Consider the following 16,737-nt stretch of genomic DNA (forward strand, 5'->3'; position numbering starts at 1 on the left):
ATCGCGACCCTCTCGCAGTACTCGGTGCTGTGCCTCTCCTCCGCCATGGGCATCTACGCCATGGCGTTCGTCTTCTTCGCGATCGACCTCGCCCGCCGCGCCTCCCTGGCCGACGGCGAGTCGATCGAGGTCGTCCAGGAGGCGGAGCGCGTCGCCTCCGCGGCCGCCGCCGACCGCGCGGCCAGCGGCAAGGCCACCGTCGCCGCCGCGGGCTCCGGACGCACCGCGACGCTCTCCCGCATCGGCAGCCGCGTCGAGGACGAGGTCTACCGCGCCCCCGCCCGCTCGAAGACCATGCGCATCGGGTTCTCGCTCACGCTCCTCGGCTTCGTGCTGCACCTCGGCGCGACCGTCCTCCGCGGCGTCGCCGCCGGCCGCGTCCCCTGGGCGAACATGTACGAGTTCTCGATGACCGGGACGCTCATCATCATCGGCGTCTTCCTCGCCGTCCAGCTGCGCTGGGACCTCCGCTTCCTCGGAGCGTTCATCACCGGCCTCGTCCTGGTTCTCCTCGGCATCGCGACCGTCAACTACTACGTCGCCGTCGTCCCGCTCCCGCCGGCACTCCAGTCCTACTGGCTGGTCATCCACGTGCTCGTCGCGATCCTCGGCACCGCGTTCTTCGCCCTCGGCTTCGCGCTCTCGGTCACCCAGCTCCTCCAGGCCCGCCGCGAATCCTCCGGCGACAGCCCCCGCTCGGTCCTCCGCTTCCTGCGCACCCTGCCCAGCTCCCTCACCCTCGAGAACCTCGCCTACCGCGTCACGATCCTCGGCTTCATCCTCTGGACCTTCACGCTCATCGCCGGCGCCGTCTGGGCCGAGAAGGCCTGGGGCCGCTACTGGGGCTGGGACACCAAGGAGGTCTGGACCTTCATCATCTGGACCATCTACGCCGGCTACATCCACGCCCGCGCCACCCGCGGCTGGCGCGGCACCCCCTCCGCCTGGCTCGCCATCGTCGGCTTCGCCGCCGTCATGTTCAACTTCGGCGTCGTCAACGTGTTCTTCAAGGGACTCCACGCCTACTCCGGCCTCGACACCGGCATGTGATCGGCGGGGCCTGGCGGGGCCGCTCGCGGCGTTGTCGGCGACGAACGTAGCGCCGCTACGCCCGACCCCTCCGCCTTGCGATCGGGTCGGCGGGGCCTGGTGGGGCCCCTCGCGGCGTTGTCGGCGACGAACGTAGCGCCGCTACGCCCGACGCCTCCGCCTTGCGATCGACCCCACCAGGCCCCGCCGACCGCCCACCAGGACACGCTTTGAGGACGGCTCCGCTTCGCGGTCGCCGCGGGGGGCCTGCGGTTCGCGGTCGGGTCTGGCCGGGCTCCGCTGCGCGGTCGAGTTCGTTGGGCTCCGCTTCGCGATCAGGTCCAGGCGAACTCCGCTTCGCGGTCGGGTCCGGGTGGGCTCCGCTTCGCGGCGGGTCCGGGTGGGCTCCGCTTCGCGGGAGGGCCTGGGGGACGGCGGTCGACGGGTCATGCTGACCGAGTAGCGCGCAGCGCGCGTATCGAGATCCCATGGCGCGAACGCGGGGAGCGAGCCGGTCGAGTTCCCGCAGATGGACGCGCGGGGGGCGGTGCCTGCTGATCGAGTAGTGCGCGGAGCGGGCGTGTCGCGGACAGGGGGCACGGGCGGGCTGCGGGCGGATCCGTGCCTGTCGAGTGGCGGTGGTGGACGCCGGGGGCGACGGCGGACGGGTCAGACGGCGGTGACGACGTCGATGAGGTGGGGGGCGAAAGGAGCGTCGAGGGCGAGGACGACGCGGGTGCGGGCGTCGGAGGGATGGACGCCGCGGTAGATGCCGCGGAGGTCGGCGACGGTCTGGCCGCGGCCGGGGCCGTGGGTGGCGTCGACAGTGACGTGGACGCGCGGGGCGGAGGTGAGGGCGACGGCGTCGACGGCGATCGCGGCGGCCATGGGGTCGTGCATGGCAGCGGTGCGCTCGCCGAAGTGGCCGACGTAGAAGTCGAAGTAGAAGTCGAGCGCCTGCCCGATGGCCTGCGCGAGGGGATCGGGCGACGCGAGCAGGACGGCGCGGTCCTCCTCCGTCAGCAGGTGCCGCATGGTCACATCCAGGGGCACGAGCGTGAGGTCCCAGTCGGCCGCGACGACCTCGGCGGCGGCCGCCGGGTCGTGCCAGATGTTGGCCTCCGCCACGGCGGTCACGTTGCCGGGGACCAGCGCGGCCCCGCCCATCACCGTCACCGAGTGGACGAGGGACGCGATCTCCGGGTGCGCACGGAGGGCGAGCGCGAGATTCGTCAGCGGGCCGATCGCGACCAGCCGCAGCTCGCCCTCGTGCTCGCGGGCGAGACGGAGGAGGAGGTCGGCCGGATCCTCGTCGACCGGCTCGCCGCCCTCGGGCAGCGCGACCCCGCCGATACCGTCGTCGCCGTGCACGTGCGGGGATCCGCCGGCGTAGTCCTCCTCGAGGAAGTGGTGCGCCCCCACGGCGACCGGCACGTCGTCGCGGCCGGCCAGCGCGAGCAGGCCGAGGCTGTTGACGGCGGCCCGGCGGGCGTCGGTGTTGCCGCTGACCGTGCTGATCCCGACGAGGCGGGCCCGAGGCGAGCGGAGGAGGTACGCCAGAGCGAGCGAGTCGTCGATGCCGGTGTCGCAGTCGAGGAAGACGGGGACGGTCGATGCGCTCACGGGGCTCCGATGCTCGAGGGTGGGGGACGCGTCGGGCACCGGCGGCCGACGCTCCCATTCTGCCGCTCCTCCGACGCGGCGCCCGCCGCCGACGATCAGAGCAGCGCGTAGGAGTCGCGGAGCCGCGCCCGCCACCAGGCGAGCCGCTCCGGCGACACGGCGTGACGGGAGAGGAGCTCCTCCGAGACCTCCACGCGGCCGACGGGGATCCCGCCGTCGACCGGCCGCAGCGGCCGCTCCGTGACGTCTGCGGCGAGGAGGGACGCGGTGCCGAGCCCGCAGTCGAAGGGCAGCTCGGGGAGCGCCGCGGCCAGGGCGGCGCCCATGGCGAGTCCGACCGAGCTGTCGATCGCGCTCGAGACCACCGCCGGCAGCCCCGCCTCGGCGACGAGCGCCAGCGCCCGGCGCGTCCCGCCGAGCGGCTGGGCCTTCACGACCAGCAGGTCCGCGGCTCCGGCCCGGGCGACGGCGAGCGGATCGGCGGCCTTGCGGACGCTCTCGTCGGCGGCGATCGGGATGCCCATGTACTTCACCCGGTAGCGCAGCTCCGCCAGCTCGTCGACGCTCGCGCACGGCTGCTCGACGTACTCGAGGTCGGACTCCGCGAGGGCGTGGACGGCGTGCTCGGCCTCGTCGAGGTTCCAGCCGCCGTTCGCGTCCACGCGGATCCGGCCCTCCGGACCGAGCAGGCGGCGGACCTCGACGACCCGGGCCACGTCGTCGGCCAGCGTCTGGCCGCGCTCAGCGACCTTCACCTTCGCCGTGCGGCAGCCGTGGTAGCTCGCGAGCACGGCGGCGACCTCGTGCGGCGCGACGGCCGGGATCGTCGCGTTCACCGGGATGCGGTCGCGCAGAGGCGCCGGCTGCTCGCTCCAGCCGTAGTCGATCGCCGCCCGGAGCCACGCCGCCGACTCCTCCGCGCCGTACTCGAGGAAGGGCGAGAACTCGGTCCAGCCCTCGGGGCCGCGCACGAGCACGATCTCGCGGTGGTCCACGCCGCGGAAGCGGGTGCGCAGCGGCAGAGCGACGACGCGGAGTCCCGCGTCGATCTCGCCGAGGGAGGGGAGCGGGGAGGCGGGCACGACGTCGTCCATCCGGCCATTGTCCACCGGCCGGGGCGACGCGGCGGCCACCCGCGCGCGGGAGGTCGGCGACGCGCGCGCAAGCCCCCGGGATCCCTCCTCCGAGCGCTCGCCGAGGTGCCAGACTGACGAGGCTGCCGTTGGAGTCCGGAGGAGTGCGATGAGCCAGATGCCGATGAGCCCGTCGCCCGCGCCCGCCCCGGGCCCGACGCAGGGCTCCGTCCCCTCCCACCGCCCGCTCGGCAGGGGCGCCTGGATCGCGCTGGGCACGAGCCTCCTCGTGGGCGTCGTCTATACCGGCGTGCTCGGCACGCTCGTCGCCGTCGGAGTGGGCGGCGCGCTCGACTCCGCCGCCGGCAGCGCGTCGACGAGCGCTCCGTCCGAGCCGTTCGGCGACCCGACGGACGACCCGTTCGGCAGCGGGGACCCGTCCGATCCGCTCTACGACTACCCCGGCTACCAGGACGGCGACGCCGTGACGATCCTCGGCCAGCCGTCCGCGGAGGACGTGCGCGCGAGTGCCGAGCAGGCCGTCGCGGCCGTCGAGGGCGCCGTCCCCGAGGAGTGGACCTCGGCCGACGACGAGTACTACGAGCAGTCGCAGAACGCCTACGGCGGGCCCTCCCTCCTCTACGACTACATCTCGGCGACCGAGTACGCCGCCGCCGACGTCTCGACCGACGCCGACAGGCAGGCGGCGGTCGACCGCTTCACTGCAGCGCTCGCGCCCCTCGGCTTCGACGACGTCGAGGTGGCCGACACCCCCGAGGAGTGGTCGGAGGCGGGCTACGAGCTCGACGGCGACCTCTCGGACGAGGAGGCCTCGGCCGCGCTCTGGATCGTCACCGCGCGCTCCTCCACCGACCTCGTGCCCGCGATCGAGCTGGGACTCGTGGACCTCGACGCCGATCCGACCGGCCTGGTCGCCGACATGCTCGACGGAGTCGGCCTCTCGCCGGACCCGCAGGGCGCGTTCCTCGCCGGGTACGCGAACGGGGTCCTCCAGGACGAGGACCGCGGCGAGTTCACCGACCGCCTCGAGGAGTACGGCGGAGTCGCGACGACCTGACCGGGCGCTACAAGCAAGCCCGTCCGCCCGCAAGCCCGAATCGGCAAACCGCCCGCGCCCTACGGTGAGGGGATGGCTGCACCCCGCTCGACCAGGCCCCTGCGAGACTACGCCGCGATCGGAGACGGTCGCACGGTCGCCCTGATCGCGAAGGACGGCAGCGTCGACTGGATGCCCGTCCCGGACCTCGGCTCCACCCCCGCCTTCGCCGCCCTGATCGACGCCGAGTCCGGCGGCTGCGTCGAGCTCGCCCCCGAGGAGCCCGCCGAGGTCTCGCGCGCCTACGTCCGCGACACGAACGTCCTGGAGACCACCTTCACCACCGAGTCGGGCACCGTCCGCGTGACGGATGCGCTCGTCACCGGGATCGCGGGCCGCCTCCCGTGGGCCGAGCTCGCGCGCCGGGTGGACGGCGTCGACGGCGAGGTGCGGATGCGGTGGGCCGTCCGCCCCGGAACGGGTCTCGGCCGGTTCTCCCCGTGGATCCAGAACGCCGACGGCCGCTCGCTCATCCGCGCGGGCGACATCACCATCGGCGTCACCGGCCAGGAGCACGGGCCCGACGGAGACGACGCGCCCTCCGGTGCCGGTGACGAGCTGACGGGCTCCTTCGTGGTGACCGCGGGGAAGGACGCCGTGCGGCACGTCCTGGTCGTGTCGGCCACGCACGACGAGCCGCTGCACTTCCCGGTCGCGAAGAACGTCGACCGCGGCATCGACCGCACGATCCGCAGCTGGCAGGACTGGTCGGAGGAGTTCTCCTACGACGGCCCGTGGTCCGAGGCCGTCCAGCGCAGCGCCCTCGCGCTCAAGCTGCTGATCTACTCGCCCACCGGAGCCATCGCCGCTGCCGCGACCACGTCGCTTCCGGAGTCGCCCAACGGCGGCAAGAACTGGGACTACCGCTTCGCCTGGGTGCGCGACGCCGCGTACACGATGCACGCGCTGGTGCGCTTCGGCCTGCGCGAGGAGACGCACGCCGCGCTGTCCTGGCTCCTCCGCACGATCAAGGAGCACGGCCCGGACCTCCACATCTTCTACGGACTCGACGGCTCCATGCCGACCGTCCTGGAGGAGTTCGACGTCCCGGGCTACGCCGGCATCGGCCCGGTCGTCGCCGGCAACGGAGCGCAGAGCCAGCTGCAGCTGGGCGTGTTCGGCGACCTCTTCGACATCTGCCGCATCTACGTCGACGAGGGCAACGTCCTCGACATCCAGACCGGACGGCTCCTCGCCCGCGTCGCCGACACCACCTGCGACCTGTGGCGCAACCGCGATGCGGGCATGTGGGAGCTGGAGGAGGAGCAGCACTACACCTCCTCGAAGATGGGCTGCTGGCAGGCGCTCGACGCGGCCGTGCACCTGGCGGAGCTCGGCCAGGTCGCGGGCAGCCCCGACCGCTGGCGCTTCGAGCGCGACCGCATCCGCGAGTGGATCGAGGAGCACTGCTGGTCCGAGGAGCTCGGCGCCTACGTGATGTACCCGGGCAGCGAGGAGCTGGACGCCTCGGTGCTCCTGCACGCTCCGAGCGGCTACGAGCGCGGCGAGCGGATGATCTCCACCATCGACGCCCTGGTGAAGGAGCTCGGCCGCGGTGCGCTGCTGTTCCGCTACTCCGGCATGGAGGGCGAGGAGCACCCGTTCGTGGCCTGCTCGTTCTGGCTCGCGTCCGCCCTGGCCTGCGTCGGTCGGCACGACGAGTCGGTCGCCCTGATGGACGAGCTCGTCGCCACGGTCCCGAACGACGTCGGGATCATGTCCGAGATGATCGCGGTCGACGACCTGGCCTTCTGGGGCAACCTGCCGCAGGGGCTCAGCCACCTCGCGTTGATCAACGCGGCCATCACCATCGAGGAGCTGGCGCCGGAGAAGGTCGGCCGCGCGTAACCCCGCCGACGGCGTCCGCGCAACCCGTTGAGGGCCGGCTCCGAGGGGCGTAGACCGGTACCACCCCCTCGCACCGCACCCACAAGGAGCACCTCAGCATGGATCTCGGCATCAGCGGCCGCATCGCCCTCGTCACCGGAGGCGACTCCGGCATCGGCCTGGCCACGGCGCAGCTCCTCCTCGCCGAGGGCGCGACCGTCGTGATCACCGATAAGGACCAGGCGGAGCTGGACCGGGCCGCGGCCGGGCTCGACGCTCCGGAGGGCCGCCTGCACGCCTTCGCCGCCGACGTCACCAGCACGGAGCAGCTCGCCGAGCTGCACCGTCGGGTGGCCGGAGCGGTCGGCGCGATCGACATCCTCGTGCAGTGCGCCGGAGTCACGGGGGCGCAGGGCCTCTTCCACGAGATCGACGACGAGGGCTGGACCAGCACCCTCGAGGTCGACCTGCTCGGTCCCGTGCGGCTCGTGCGCGAGTTCCTGCCCGACCTCCGCACCGGAGGCTGGGGCCGGCTCGTGCTCACCGCCTCCGAGGACGCCGTGCAGCCCTACGACGACGAACTGCCCTACTGCGCCGCGAAGGCGGGCGTCCTCGCCTTCGCCAAGGGCCTCTCGCGCTCCTACGCGCAGGAGGGCCTCCTCGTGAACACGGTCTCGCCCGCGTTCATCCGCACTCCGATGACCGACGCGATGATGTCGAAGCGCGCCGAGCAGAGGGGCACCTCGGTCGACGAGGCGATCTCGTCCTTCCTCGACGAGGAGCGGCCGTACATGGAGCTGAAGCGCCGGGGCGAGGCCGAGGAGGTCGCAGCCGTGATCGCCTTCCTCTGCTCCGACCGCGCCTCGTTCGTGAACGGCTCGAACTACCGCGTCGACTCCGGATCCGTCGCCACGATCTGATCCCCGCAACCACGGGCCCCGCCCAGCGCGCGCACCCCGCGCGTGCGGGCGCCGTCCAGCCGAAGAAGCCAGACTCGGGGCGGGACACCGCACCCGGCACTGCAAGAGAAAGGAACGGTCCATGACCACCACCCTCGAACGCCACGTCGAAGCCCCCGCGGGCTCCGGTGCCAAGACCAGCCGCCGTCAGAACGCCGAGAAGGGCTTCAAGGCCTCCAAGCAGCTGCTCGACAGCCTCCAGATCGTCCTCGTCGACCTGATCGAGCTCCACGTCCAGGGCAAGCAGGCCCACTGGAACGTCGTCGGCAAGAACTTCCGGGACCTCCACCTGCAGCTCGACGAGATCATCGAGGCCGCGCGCGAGTTCAGCGACGACATCGCCGAGCGCATGCGCGCCCTCCACGGGATCCCGGACGGCCGCAGCGACACCGTCGCCGCGACCACCACCCTCCCCGAGTACCCGCACGGCGAGATCGACACGGCCGAGACCGTCGACCTGGTCACGATCCGCCTCGAGAACACCGCCGCCACCATGCGCGAGGTCCACGACCAGGTGGACGAGGAGGACCCGACCAGCGCGGATCTCCTCCACGCGATCATCCAGAGCCTCGAGCAGTACGCCTGGATGGTGTCGGCCGAGAACCGCACCACCTCCGCCGCCAAGTAGGGGCGAGCACCGGAAGGGGACTCCGCGTCAGCGGGGTCCCCTTCCGTCTGCCCGGGCGGTGTCGAGTCGCCGTGCAGTCCGGATCAGTAGGGTCGTGGCATGAGCACGCAGGTCTCCGAACTGTTCGACGCCCACCGCTGGGCGGCCGTCGACGGCTTCGACGCACTCGAGGACATCACCTACCACCACGACCGCTCCGGCCGCATCGCGCGGGTCGCGTTCGACCGGCCCGAGGTCCGCAACGCGTTCCGGCCGCGAACGGTCGACGAGCTGTTCCGCGCCCTCGAGGACGCCCGGACGAACCCGCGCATCGGCGTCGTCATCCTCACCGGCAACGGCCCGAGCCCGCGCGACGGGGGCTGGGCGTTCTGCTCCGGGGGAGACCAGCGGATCCGCGGCCGCGACGGCTACCGGTACTCCGACGGCGAGACCGCCGAGGGCATCGACTCCGCGCGGAACGGCCGCCTGCACATCCTCGAGGTGCAGCGCCTCATCCGCTTCATGCCGAAGGTCGTCATCGCGGCCGTCCCCGGCTGGGCCGCGGGAGGCGGGCACTCGCTGCACGTGGTCTGCGACCTCACCCTCGCCTCCGCTGAGCACGGGCGCTTCAAGCAGACGGACGCCGACGTCGGCTCCTTCGACGCGGGCTACGGCTCGGCGTACTTCGCCCGCCAGATCGGGCAGAAGGCCGCGCGCGAGGTGTTCTTCCTCGCGCGGGAGTACTCCGCGCAGCGCGCCTACGAGATGGGCGCCGTGAACGCGGTCGTCCCGCACGCCGAGCTCGAGACGACCGCGGTGGAGTGGGCCGAGACGATCCTCACCAAGTCGCCCACGGCCATCCGGATGCTGAAGTACGCGTTCAACGCCGTGGACGACGGCCTCGTGGGCCAGCAGCTCTTCGCGGGCGAGACCACGCGCCTAGCCTACGGCACCGACGAGGCCGTCGAGGGACGAGACTCCTTCCTCGAGAAGCGCGAGCCCGACTGGTCGCCGTTCCCGTGGCAGTTCTGAGCCGGAGGGCACGCAGGTGACCCGCCCGCTCGCCGGTGTCGACGCGACGGTCGAGGCCGTCCTCCTCGCTCTTCGCGCGGCCCTGGACGGCAGCGGCCCGGCGATCCGCGTCTCCGCCCCCGGCGCTGCGACCGCCTCCGAGGATGCCGTCGTGCCGCAGCGCGTCGCCGTCGTCGTCGAGACCTCGGGCTCGTCGGGGCCGCCCAAGCGGGTCGCGCTCTCGACAGCGGCCCTGCTCACCAGCGCCTCCGCGACCCTCGCCGAGCTGGGCGGGCCGGGACGCTGGCTGCTCTGCCTGCCGACCCACTACGTCGCGGGACTGCAGGTGCTCGTTCGCTCGCTGACCGCGGAGGCCGATCCGGTCGTCCTCCCGGCCGGCGGCTTCGACGCGGCGGCCTTCCTCGCTCTCGCTCGGACGATGCCGACGGGGGAGCGGCGCTACTCCTCGCTGGTCCCCGTGCAGCTCGCGCGGCTGCTGGACCTCGCCGAGCGCGATCCGGCCGCGGCCGAGGCGCTCCGCTCGTTCGACGCCCTCCTGATCGGCGGTCAGGCGACGCCGCAGCCGTTGCGGGACCGCGCCGCCGCCCTCGGCGTGCGCATCCGCCTGACCTACGGATCGAGCGAGACGTCGGGCGGCTGCATCTACGACGGCGTCCCGCTCCACGACGTGCGGATGCGCGTCGAGGACGGGCAGGTGCTGCTCGGCGGGCCGACCCTCGCGGAGGGCTACCTCGACGCCGACGGCGCGATCGACCACGAGCGCAGCGCCTCCGCCTTCCTCGAGCTCGACGGGAAGCGCTGGTACCGCACGGGCGACGCGGGCTCGATCGTCGACGGGCGCCTCCGGGTGACCGGCCGGCTCGACCGCGTGATCGTGTCGGGCGGGGAGAAGGTCTCGCTCGACGCCGTCGAGGCCGTGCTCCGCGAGGGGCCCGTCCCCGACGCGGTCGTCGTGCGGCGGGCGGACGAGCAGTGGGGCGAGGTCCCGGTCGTCGTGACGGCGGAGGAGGCTCCCGCGCTCACCGACCTGCGCGCCCTGATCGCCGACCGCCTCGGGCGCGCCGCCGCTCCCGCGGCCGTGCTGCCGGTCGGCCGCATCCCCCTCCTCGCCTCCGGGAAGCCCGACCGCCGCGCCCTCGAGGTGCTCGCCGAGCAGGCCTGACCGGCTCCGAGCGTCGACGGGCCGGTGGGTAGGATTCCCTCCGTGTCGAGTACGAGTCGCAAGAAGAAGTCCTCCAGCGGCCGCCCCGGGGGCAGCCCGCGAACGGTCGTCGTGAAGCCCGCCGGTCCCCGCGAGTGGATCGCCGGCGCCCGCCTCCGCACCCTCCCGCTGGCCGTCGCCCCCGTGCTCATCGGCACCGGAGCGACCCAGGTCGTCGACGAGGGCTGGCACTGGGTGCGCGCCCTGCTCTGCCTGGCCGTCTCGCTCGCCCTGCAGATCGCCGTCAACTACGCCAACGACTACTCCGACGGCGTGCGCGGCACCGACGCCAACCGCGTCGGACCCTCGCGGCTGACCGGCTCCGGAGCGGCGAAGCCCCGCCAGGTGCTCACCGTCGCCCTGGTCTTCTTCGGGATCGCGGCCGTCGCCGGCCTCGTGCTCACCGCCCTCTCGGGGCAGTGGTGGTTCCTGATCGTCGGCGCGGCGGCGATCGCGGCCGGCTGGTTCTACACCGGCGGACGCCGCCCCTACGGCTACCTCGGGCTCGGCGAGCTCTTCGTCTTCGTGTTCTTCGGCCTGGTCGCCACCGTCGGCACCACGTTCGTGCAGATCGGCCGCACCAACCAGGAGTCGTGGCTCGGCGCCGTGGCGGCGGGCCTGTTCGCCTGCGCCGTGCTCATGGTCAACAACATCCGCGACATCCCGACCGACCGCCTCTCGGGCAAGCGGACCCTCGCGGTCCTCGCGGGACCGGCCGTGTCCCGGGCGATCTACACGGGCTTCGTGCTGATCCCGTTCGGCATCGCGGTGATCCTCGCGCTGTTCTACCCGCTGGCATGGCTGACGCTCTTCGTGCTTCTGATGATCCTGCCGGCCATCCTGATCACCCTGACGGCGAAGACGGCGAAGGAGCTCATCCTGGCGCTGCAGCTGACCAGCCTGGGCGGGCTCGCCTACGCGGTCATCCTCGGGGCGGCGCTGGCGTTCTAGAGCGGCGGCTCGCACGAGGCGGGCTCGGGTGGGCCGGATTCGGGTGAGATCGGCTGTTGCGCGCCGGGCCTGGTGCGAGCGGGGTCAGCGCGTCAGAGGGGAGGCCTCGCCGGCGGGAGCGCCCGGCTCAGCGGTCGTCGCGGGTCGCGTCGACCGCGGCGTCCTCGACGTCGTCGTCGGTCGGGGCGCGCGGGACGTCCTTGCGGCGCTCGTAGATCGCCTCCGCGATGCGCTCGCGGGGCTTCCTCAGCAGGATGTAGGAGAGGGACAGGCTCGCGATCGCGGCGACGAAGCCCGCGGTGACCGCTGCCGTCAGCTCCGAGTCGACGAAGGTGCGCGCCGGCAGGTACACCAGCACGAAGACGCCGGCGAACATCGCCAGGCGCAGGAGCGAGTAGACGACGACCGCGCGGCTCAGTTTCACCGGGACAGTGTACGTCGGCCCCTGCACGCGGTTCCGTGAGCACCGTGGGAGCCTCCTGTCCAGCGTCCGTGCGGACCCTCCCCGACGGGGGTGCCGGACGTAGACTCGTGTCCATGATCCGCCTCGTCATCGGCCTGCTCGTGGCCCTCGCCGTCTTCACGGTCTACACCGTGATCGACGTCGCGATGAGCAACCGTCACGCCGTGCGGGCGATCCCGAAGTGGTCCTGGCTCCTGGTGGTGCTGATCCTCCCGGTCATCGGTGCGGGACTGTGGTTCTGGATCGGCCGTCCCCGCAAGCAGCGCGCCGCCGGCCGCCGCTACACCGCTCCGGACGACGACCCCGACTTCCTCGGCACCCTCCGCACCGAGCGCGACCCCGAGGAGGAGCGCCTGCAGGCAGAGCGCATCGCCCAGCTCGAGCGCGACCTCGCCGACATGGACGAGCAGGGCGAGGCCGACGGCCCCGGCCGCCGGGATGCCTGAGCACCGGCCGGTCGCCCCCTCCACCCGATTCGCGGTCGACCTCCTCACCCGCTTCGTCGCGCTCGGCGTCCGCGACGTCATCGTCGCTCCGGGATCCCGCTCGCAGGCGCTCGCCCTGGTGGCGGCCGAGCTCGAGACGCGCGGCGACGTCCGGCTGCACGTGCGGATCGACGAGCGCTCCGCGGGGTTCCTGGCGCTGGGCCTCGCCCTCGAATCCCGGATGCCGGCGCTCGTGATCACGACCTCCGGCACGGCGACCGCGAACCTGCACCCGGCTGTGCTCGAGGCGGACGCCTCGGACGTGCCGATGATCGTCCTGACCGCCGACCGGCCCGACGAGCTGCGCGGCATCCGCTCGAACCAGACGGCCGAGCAGCGCGAGCTGTACGGGCGCGCCGTGCGGCTGTTCGAGGACGTCGCTGCTCCGGACGACGCCTCCCTGCCCGAGGACGCGCGGGCGCTCGCCGATCGTGCCGTCACCGCGGCGCGCCGCGGGCCGGTCCACCTGAACCTCTCCTTCCGCGATCCGCTCTCCTCCGCTCTGCCGGACATCGAGCGGATCGAACCGGTCTCGTCGCCCGCCGTCGGATCCGGGATCCCGCGTGCCGTCGTGACCGCCGGCCCTGGTGAGCCGCTCACGGTCGTCATCGCCGGGGACAAGGCGGGCGCCGCGGCCGAGGAGATCGCTCGCGCCGGCGACTGGCCGCTCCTCGCCGAGGTCTCCTCCGGCGCCCGCTTCGGACCGCAGCTCGTCGTCGCCTGGCGTCGCCTGCTCGGCGAGCCCGACTTCGGCGGACGCATCCGCCGGGCGATCGTGCTCGGACACCCGACGCTCTCCCGCGAGGTCCCCGAGCTGCTGCGGCGCGAGGACGTCGAGGTGATCGTCGTGGACGCCGTGCGCGAGCAGTTCTACAACCCCGGGCGGCGCGCCCGCCGCGTCGGAGGCGTCGACGTGGTCCGTCCCGAGGGGTCGCCGCGTCCCGAGCGCGGCGAGCGCGCCTGGGCCGGATCCTGGGTGTCCGCGAGCCGCGCTCTGACGGTCGACCCCGACGAGCTGGACGAGGTCCCCGACGCGGGATCGATGTCGGTCGAGGACCGCCGCGGCTACGCGCGCAACGCCCTCGCCGCGATCAGGGCGCCGCTCACCCGCGACTTCGTCGTCGCCGCGGTCTGGAAGGTCACCTGGCCGCACGACCGGCTGCTGTTCGGAGCGTCGCGGCTGATCCGCGTCGCCGACGGGACCCTGCCGGGCAAGCGGATAGCCGTCCTGGCGAACCGCGGCCTCGCCGGCATCGACGGCACGATCTCGACGGCTCTCGGGATCGCGGTGGCTTCGCAGGCGACCGAGCAGGGAGCCGGCGGAGTCACCCGCGCGGTCCTCGGCGATCTCACTCTGCTCCACGAGGCCGGCGGCCTCCTCCTCCCGCCCGGAGAACGGCGCCCGCGCGTGCAGCTCGTCGTCGTGAACGACGGGGGCGGCACGATCTTCGACGGGCTCGAGGTCGCGTCGAGCTCGCATCCCGACGCGTTCGACCGCGTGCAGTTCACCCCCCAGAACGCCGATCTGGAGGCTCTCGCGCGCGCCTACGGGTGGGGCCACCGTCGTGCGGCGACGCGCGGCGAGCTGGAGCAGGCGCTGACCTCGCCGGGTGACGGGCCGGGCATCGTGGAGATCCGGCTCGAGCGCTGAGTACGCCCGGGTCCGGTCGGACGGTCCTCCACAGGACGTCGTCGGACGCTGTTCTCCCGGGGACGCCTCGTTCGAGCTCCGCACCTCGTCTGCTGATGCTTCGCTGGAGGCATGGCTGATGCGGAGACCGTGCGAGGAGAGGTCCTCGCCCTCGGCGACCGAGCGGCGGCGCTCGCGAGGAGCGCCTCCCCGGTGCTCCTGTCCGCGGCGGAGGCGCTGCACGCGGGACACCGCGCGGCGCTGACCTGTCCCGACGCGTTCGCCCGAGGCTCCTCGGCGGACAGCAAGGATGCGACGGACCTCGTCGAACGGTCGATCCGAGCGGAGTTCGCCGTCGCCCTCGGGGTCTCCGAGCGCACCGCCGCCAGGGAACTGCTGCACGCCTCGCTCCTGATGGAGGAGCTGCCGCAGACCCGTTCCGCGCTCGCCGAGGCCAGAATGCGCTGGGAGGCCGGCCAGCTCATCTGCTCCGTCGCGGCGACCCTCCCCGCAGCGGCGCGCGCGGCCTACGACGACCGGGCCGTCGACCTCGCGGAGACGCTGACCCCGGGGCAGCTGCGCCACGCCCTCGCGCGGGTGCGGGAGGAGCTGCACGACGAGCCCCTCGCCGAGCGGCACGCTCGCGCCCGTGAGGACCGCCGGGTGTGGATGACAGCCGGGATCGACGGCATGGCGACGGTCTGCGCGCACGTCCCCGCGCCCGAGGCCGTCGGAGCGCTCGCCCGGCTCGACCGCATCGCGAGGGATCTGCGGGACGGCGCCGAAGGGGACCGCGATCTGCGGACGCTGGCGCAGCTCCGCGCCGACGCGTGGGCAGACCTGCTCTGCCACGGGGACGTGGCGGGGACCACTCCGGAGGGAGCCGCGGCGCCCTCGACCGGGCTGCGGGCCGAGGTGAGAGTCACCGTGGCGGCGAGCACCGCCGCAGGTGACGACGAGGCGGCCGCCGAGCTCGACGGCTACGGACCGATCCCTGCCGAGACGGTGCGAGCGCTCATCGACGACGACGCCGCCTTCACTCCCGTGCTGACCGACGAGGAGACCGGCGCGGTCGTCTCCGTCGGGCGCCGCCACCGGCTCCCACCGCCGAGGATGAGGCTGCTGGTCCGCCTCCGCGACCAGACCTGCCGCTTCCCGGGCTGCACCCGGCCGGCGTCCTCCACGGAGACCGACCACAGCGTCGAATGGCGGAACGGGGGCGAGACGACTCCCGACAACCTCGCCTGCCTGTGCGTCGCCCACCATCACGTGCGCCACGGCGACCGGTGGACGTATCTGCTCCATCCGGACGGCACAGCGGACTGGACCACACCGACGGGCCGTCGCGTGACGACCCGGCCGCCGGCGCTGCCCGGGCGTCCGCCGGTGGGCGCAGGACGACGGCCGGGGGCTCCCCGGCTCGACGGGGACCCGGCGGGGTAGGCGCCGGGTAGGCGCCGGGTAGCCGACGGCTTCAACGACTCCCGACGTGCGTCAGGCCAGCGCGTCGGTGATCGGGCGGAACTTCATGCGGGTCTCGGCGAGCTCGGACTCGGGAACGCTGTCGGCCACGATGCCGGCGCCCGCCCAGGCCGTGACCGCGCCCTCGGCCGTGACCTCGGCGCTGCGGAGTCCGACAGCCCACTCGCCGTCGCCGTTGCCGTCGATCCAGCCGACGGGTCCTGCGTAGCGACCGCGGTCGAAGGGCTCCAGGTGCTCGATGAGCGCAAGGGCGTCGGCGGTCGGAGTGCCGGCCACTGCGGCGGTCGGGTGAAGAGCATCGACGAGATCGAGCGCGCTGGAGGAGTCGTCCAGAATTCCTCGCACGTCCGTCGCGAGGTGCCAGAGGTTCGGCAGGCGGAGCGTGAACGGGGCGGCGCCGGCCGTCAGCTCCCGTGTGTGGGGCTCGAGCTCCCGGACCAGACTGGCGAGAGCGAAAGCGTGCTCTGAGCGGTCCTTCGGACTCTCGAGCAGAGCGGCTTCCACGTCCGCGTCGGCGAGGGGGTCCGCTCCGCGTGCAGCCGTGCCGGCCAACACCCTCGCCGAGATCTCGCCCCGATCGACCGCGACCAGCGTCTCCGGACTGGCGCCGAGGAATCCGTCCACGGCGAAGCCCCAGCAGTCCGGGTAACGCTCGGTGAGCGCACCCAACATCCGGCGCAGGTCCGCCCCCGGAGGGAGCCGCCCCTTCAGATCGCGCGCGATCACGACCTTGGACAGCTCGCCCGCCCGGATCGTCTCCACCGCAGCAGCGACCGCCGCGCGGTACCCGTCCGGCGACAGCGCACCCGGCGAGAGCGGCACGTGGTACTCCGCCCCCAGCGGCTCCTCGCCCGGCGTATCCGGTCCCTCCGCCTCGCCGATCGTGATCCGCGTCAGCCATGACCGGCCGTCGCGCGTCCCGATCACGGTGCGCGGCACGATCAGCACGCTCGTCGCCTCGGATCGGCTCGAGAAAGCGAAGGTCCCGAACGCGACCAGCCCTGTCCCGGGCAGTCCGACCCGGTCCTCCACCGTCGCCGCGTCGCAGAGCCGACGCCAGGCCGCCGCGGCATCCCGCAGCCGTTCCGGGCCCGAGAACTCGAGGCGCAGGGCCTCGCCGCGTCCGCTGAGGCCGGCGCCGTCGCGCTGCCAGAGGAGGGGCCGCCTCGGGTCGGAGTGGGAGAGGAGCGACTGCGGAGAGTCCAGTGGAGTCGTCTCCGCACGCAGCAGGGGGGTTCCAGCGCCGATGAGCGTCACC

15 protein-coding genes are annotated in these 16,737 nt (G+C 73.3%); 11 read left to right on the top strand and 4 right to left on the bottom strand.

Annotated features, from left to right (window positions below):
- The first annotated feature begins 45 nt into the window (after positions 1–45).
- Positions 46–1,050 carry a c-type cytochrome biogenesis protein CcsB gene (gene ccsB, locus C5C59_RS09145; protein ID WP_104224871.1) on the top strand — a complete coding sequence of 335 codons (1,005 nt, stop codon included), beginning with the start codon at positions 46–48 and terminating at the stop codon, positions 1,048–1,050.
- A 648-nt stretch (positions 1,051–1,698) separates the two neighbouring features.
- Here the strand turns inward: ccsB and C5C59_RS09150 are convergent.
- Together C5C59_RS09150 and C5C59_RS09155 are read right to left on the bottom strand one after the other, a co-directional pair.
- Complete coding sequence (locus C5C59_RS09150; RefSeq protein WP_104239146.1) at positions 1,699–2,652, bottom strand: nucleoside hydrolase; 954 nt, start codon at positions 2,650–2,652, stop codon at positions 1,699–1,701.
- Positions 2,653–2,747: 95 nt separating this feature from the next.
- Entirely contained in the window at positions 2,748–3,746 is a 999-nt protein-coding gene (locus tag C5C59_RS09155) for an o-succinylbenzoate synthase (protein WP_104239145.1), read from the bottom strand.
- Between the two features lie 148 nt (positions 3,747–3,894).
- Here C5C59_RS09155 and C5C59_RS17220 point away from each other — a divergent pair, with 148 nt between their 5' ends.
- From C5C59_RS17220 to C5C59_RS09190, 7 genes are all read left to right on the top strand, one after another.
- A complete protein-coding gene (locus C5C59_RS17220; protein ID WP_181133454.1) occupies positions 3,895–4,803 on the top strand; it encodes a hypothetical protein in 909 nt (302 codons plus the stop codon).
- Positions 4,804–4,875: 72 nt separating this feature from the next.
- Positions 4,876–6,690, top strand: a complete 1,815-nt coding sequence (locus C5C59_RS09165; RefSeq protein ID WP_104239143.1) for a glycoside hydrolase family 15 protein — start codon at positions 4,876–4,878, stop codon at positions 6,688–6,690.
- A 98-nt stretch (positions 6,691–6,788) separates the two neighbouring features.
- Positions 6,789–7,589, top strand: coding sequence for an SDR family NAD(P)-dependent oxidoreductase (locus C5C59_RS09170; RefSeq protein WP_104225910.1), 801 nt, complete (start codon positions 6,789–6,791; stop codon positions 7,587–7,589).
- 121 nt (positions 7,590–7,710) lie between these two features.
- The gene (locus tag C5C59_RS09175; RefSeq protein ID WP_104239142.1) at positions 7,711–8,256 is read left to right on the top strand and encodes a Dps family protein; all 546 of its coding nucleotides are present in this window, start codon (positions 7,711–7,713) and stop codon (positions 8,254–8,256) included.
- A 99-nt stretch (positions 8,257–8,355) separates the two neighbouring features.
- On the top strand, positions 8,356–9,267 hold the full coding sequence (locus tag C5C59_RS09180; protein WP_068255374.1) for a 1,4-dihydroxy-2-naphthoyl-CoA synthase: 912 nt from the start codon (positions 8,356–8,358) through the stop codon (positions 9,265–9,267).
- Between the two features lie 16 nt (positions 9,268–9,283).
- A complete protein-coding gene (locus C5C59_RS09185; protein WP_104239141.1) occupies positions 9,284–10,429 on the top strand; it encodes an AMP-binding protein in 1,146 nt (381 codons plus the stop codon).
- Between the two features lie 42 nt (positions 10,430–10,471).
- Positions 10,472–11,419, top strand: a complete 948-nt coding sequence (locus tag C5C59_RS09190; RefSeq protein ID WP_374953789.1) for a 1,4-dihydroxy-2-naphthoate polyprenyltransferase — start codon at positions 10,472–10,474, stop codon at positions 11,417–11,419.
- 127 nt (positions 11,420–11,546) lie between these two features.
- Here C5C59_RS09190 and C5C59_RS09195 read toward each other — a convergent pair whose 3' ends face one another.
- Positions 11,547–11,843, bottom strand: coding sequence for a DUF4229 domain-containing protein (locus C5C59_RS09195; protein WP_104239140.1), 297 nt, complete (start codon positions 11,841–11,843; stop codon positions 11,547–11,549).
- Between the two features lie 113 nt (positions 11,844–11,956).
- On the opposite strand from C5C59_RS09195, the gene C5C59_RS09200 reads away from it, so the two are divergent.
- The 3 genes from C5C59_RS09200 (at position 11,957) to C5C59_RS09210 (ending at position 15,440) form a co-directional block, all read left to right on the top strand.
- Complete coding sequence (locus tag C5C59_RS09200) at positions 11,957–12,328, top strand: PLD nuclease N-terminal domain-containing protein (RefSeq protein WP_104225908.1); 372 nt, start codon at positions 11,957–11,959, stop codon at positions 12,326–12,328.
- Positions 12,321–14,018, top strand: a complete 1,698-nt coding sequence (menD, locus tag C5C59_RS09205; RefSeq protein ID WP_104239139.1) for a 2-succinyl-5-enolpyruvyl-6-hydroxy-3-cyclohexene-1-carboxylic-acid synthase — start codon at positions 12,321–12,323, stop codon at positions 14,016–14,018. Before C5C59_RS09200 ends, menD begins: the two co-directional genes overlap by 8 nt.
- A gap of 111 nt (positions 14,019–14,129) precedes the next feature.
- Positions 14,130–15,440, top strand: a complete 1,311-nt coding sequence (locus tag C5C59_RS09210) for an HNH endonuclease signature motif containing protein (protein WP_104239138.1) — start codon at positions 14,130–14,132, stop codon at positions 15,438–15,440.
- Positions 15,441–15,491: 51 nt separating this feature from the next.
- Here C5C59_RS09210 and C5C59_RS09215 read toward each other — a convergent pair whose 3' ends face one another.
- Positions 15,492–16,736 carry an isochorismate synthase MenF gene (locus tag C5C59_RS09215; protein ID WP_374953895.1) on the bottom strand — a complete coding sequence of 415 codons (1,245 nt, stop codon included), beginning with the start codon at positions 16,734–16,736 and terminating at the stop codon, positions 15,492–15,494.
- Position 16,737 lies beyond the last annotated feature (1 nt).

This window comes from Rathayibacter sp. AY1F4 (genome assembly GCF_002931775.1).
Taxonomy (GTDB): Bacteria; Actinomycetota; Actinomycetes; order Actinomycetales; family Microbacteriaceae; genus Rathayibacter.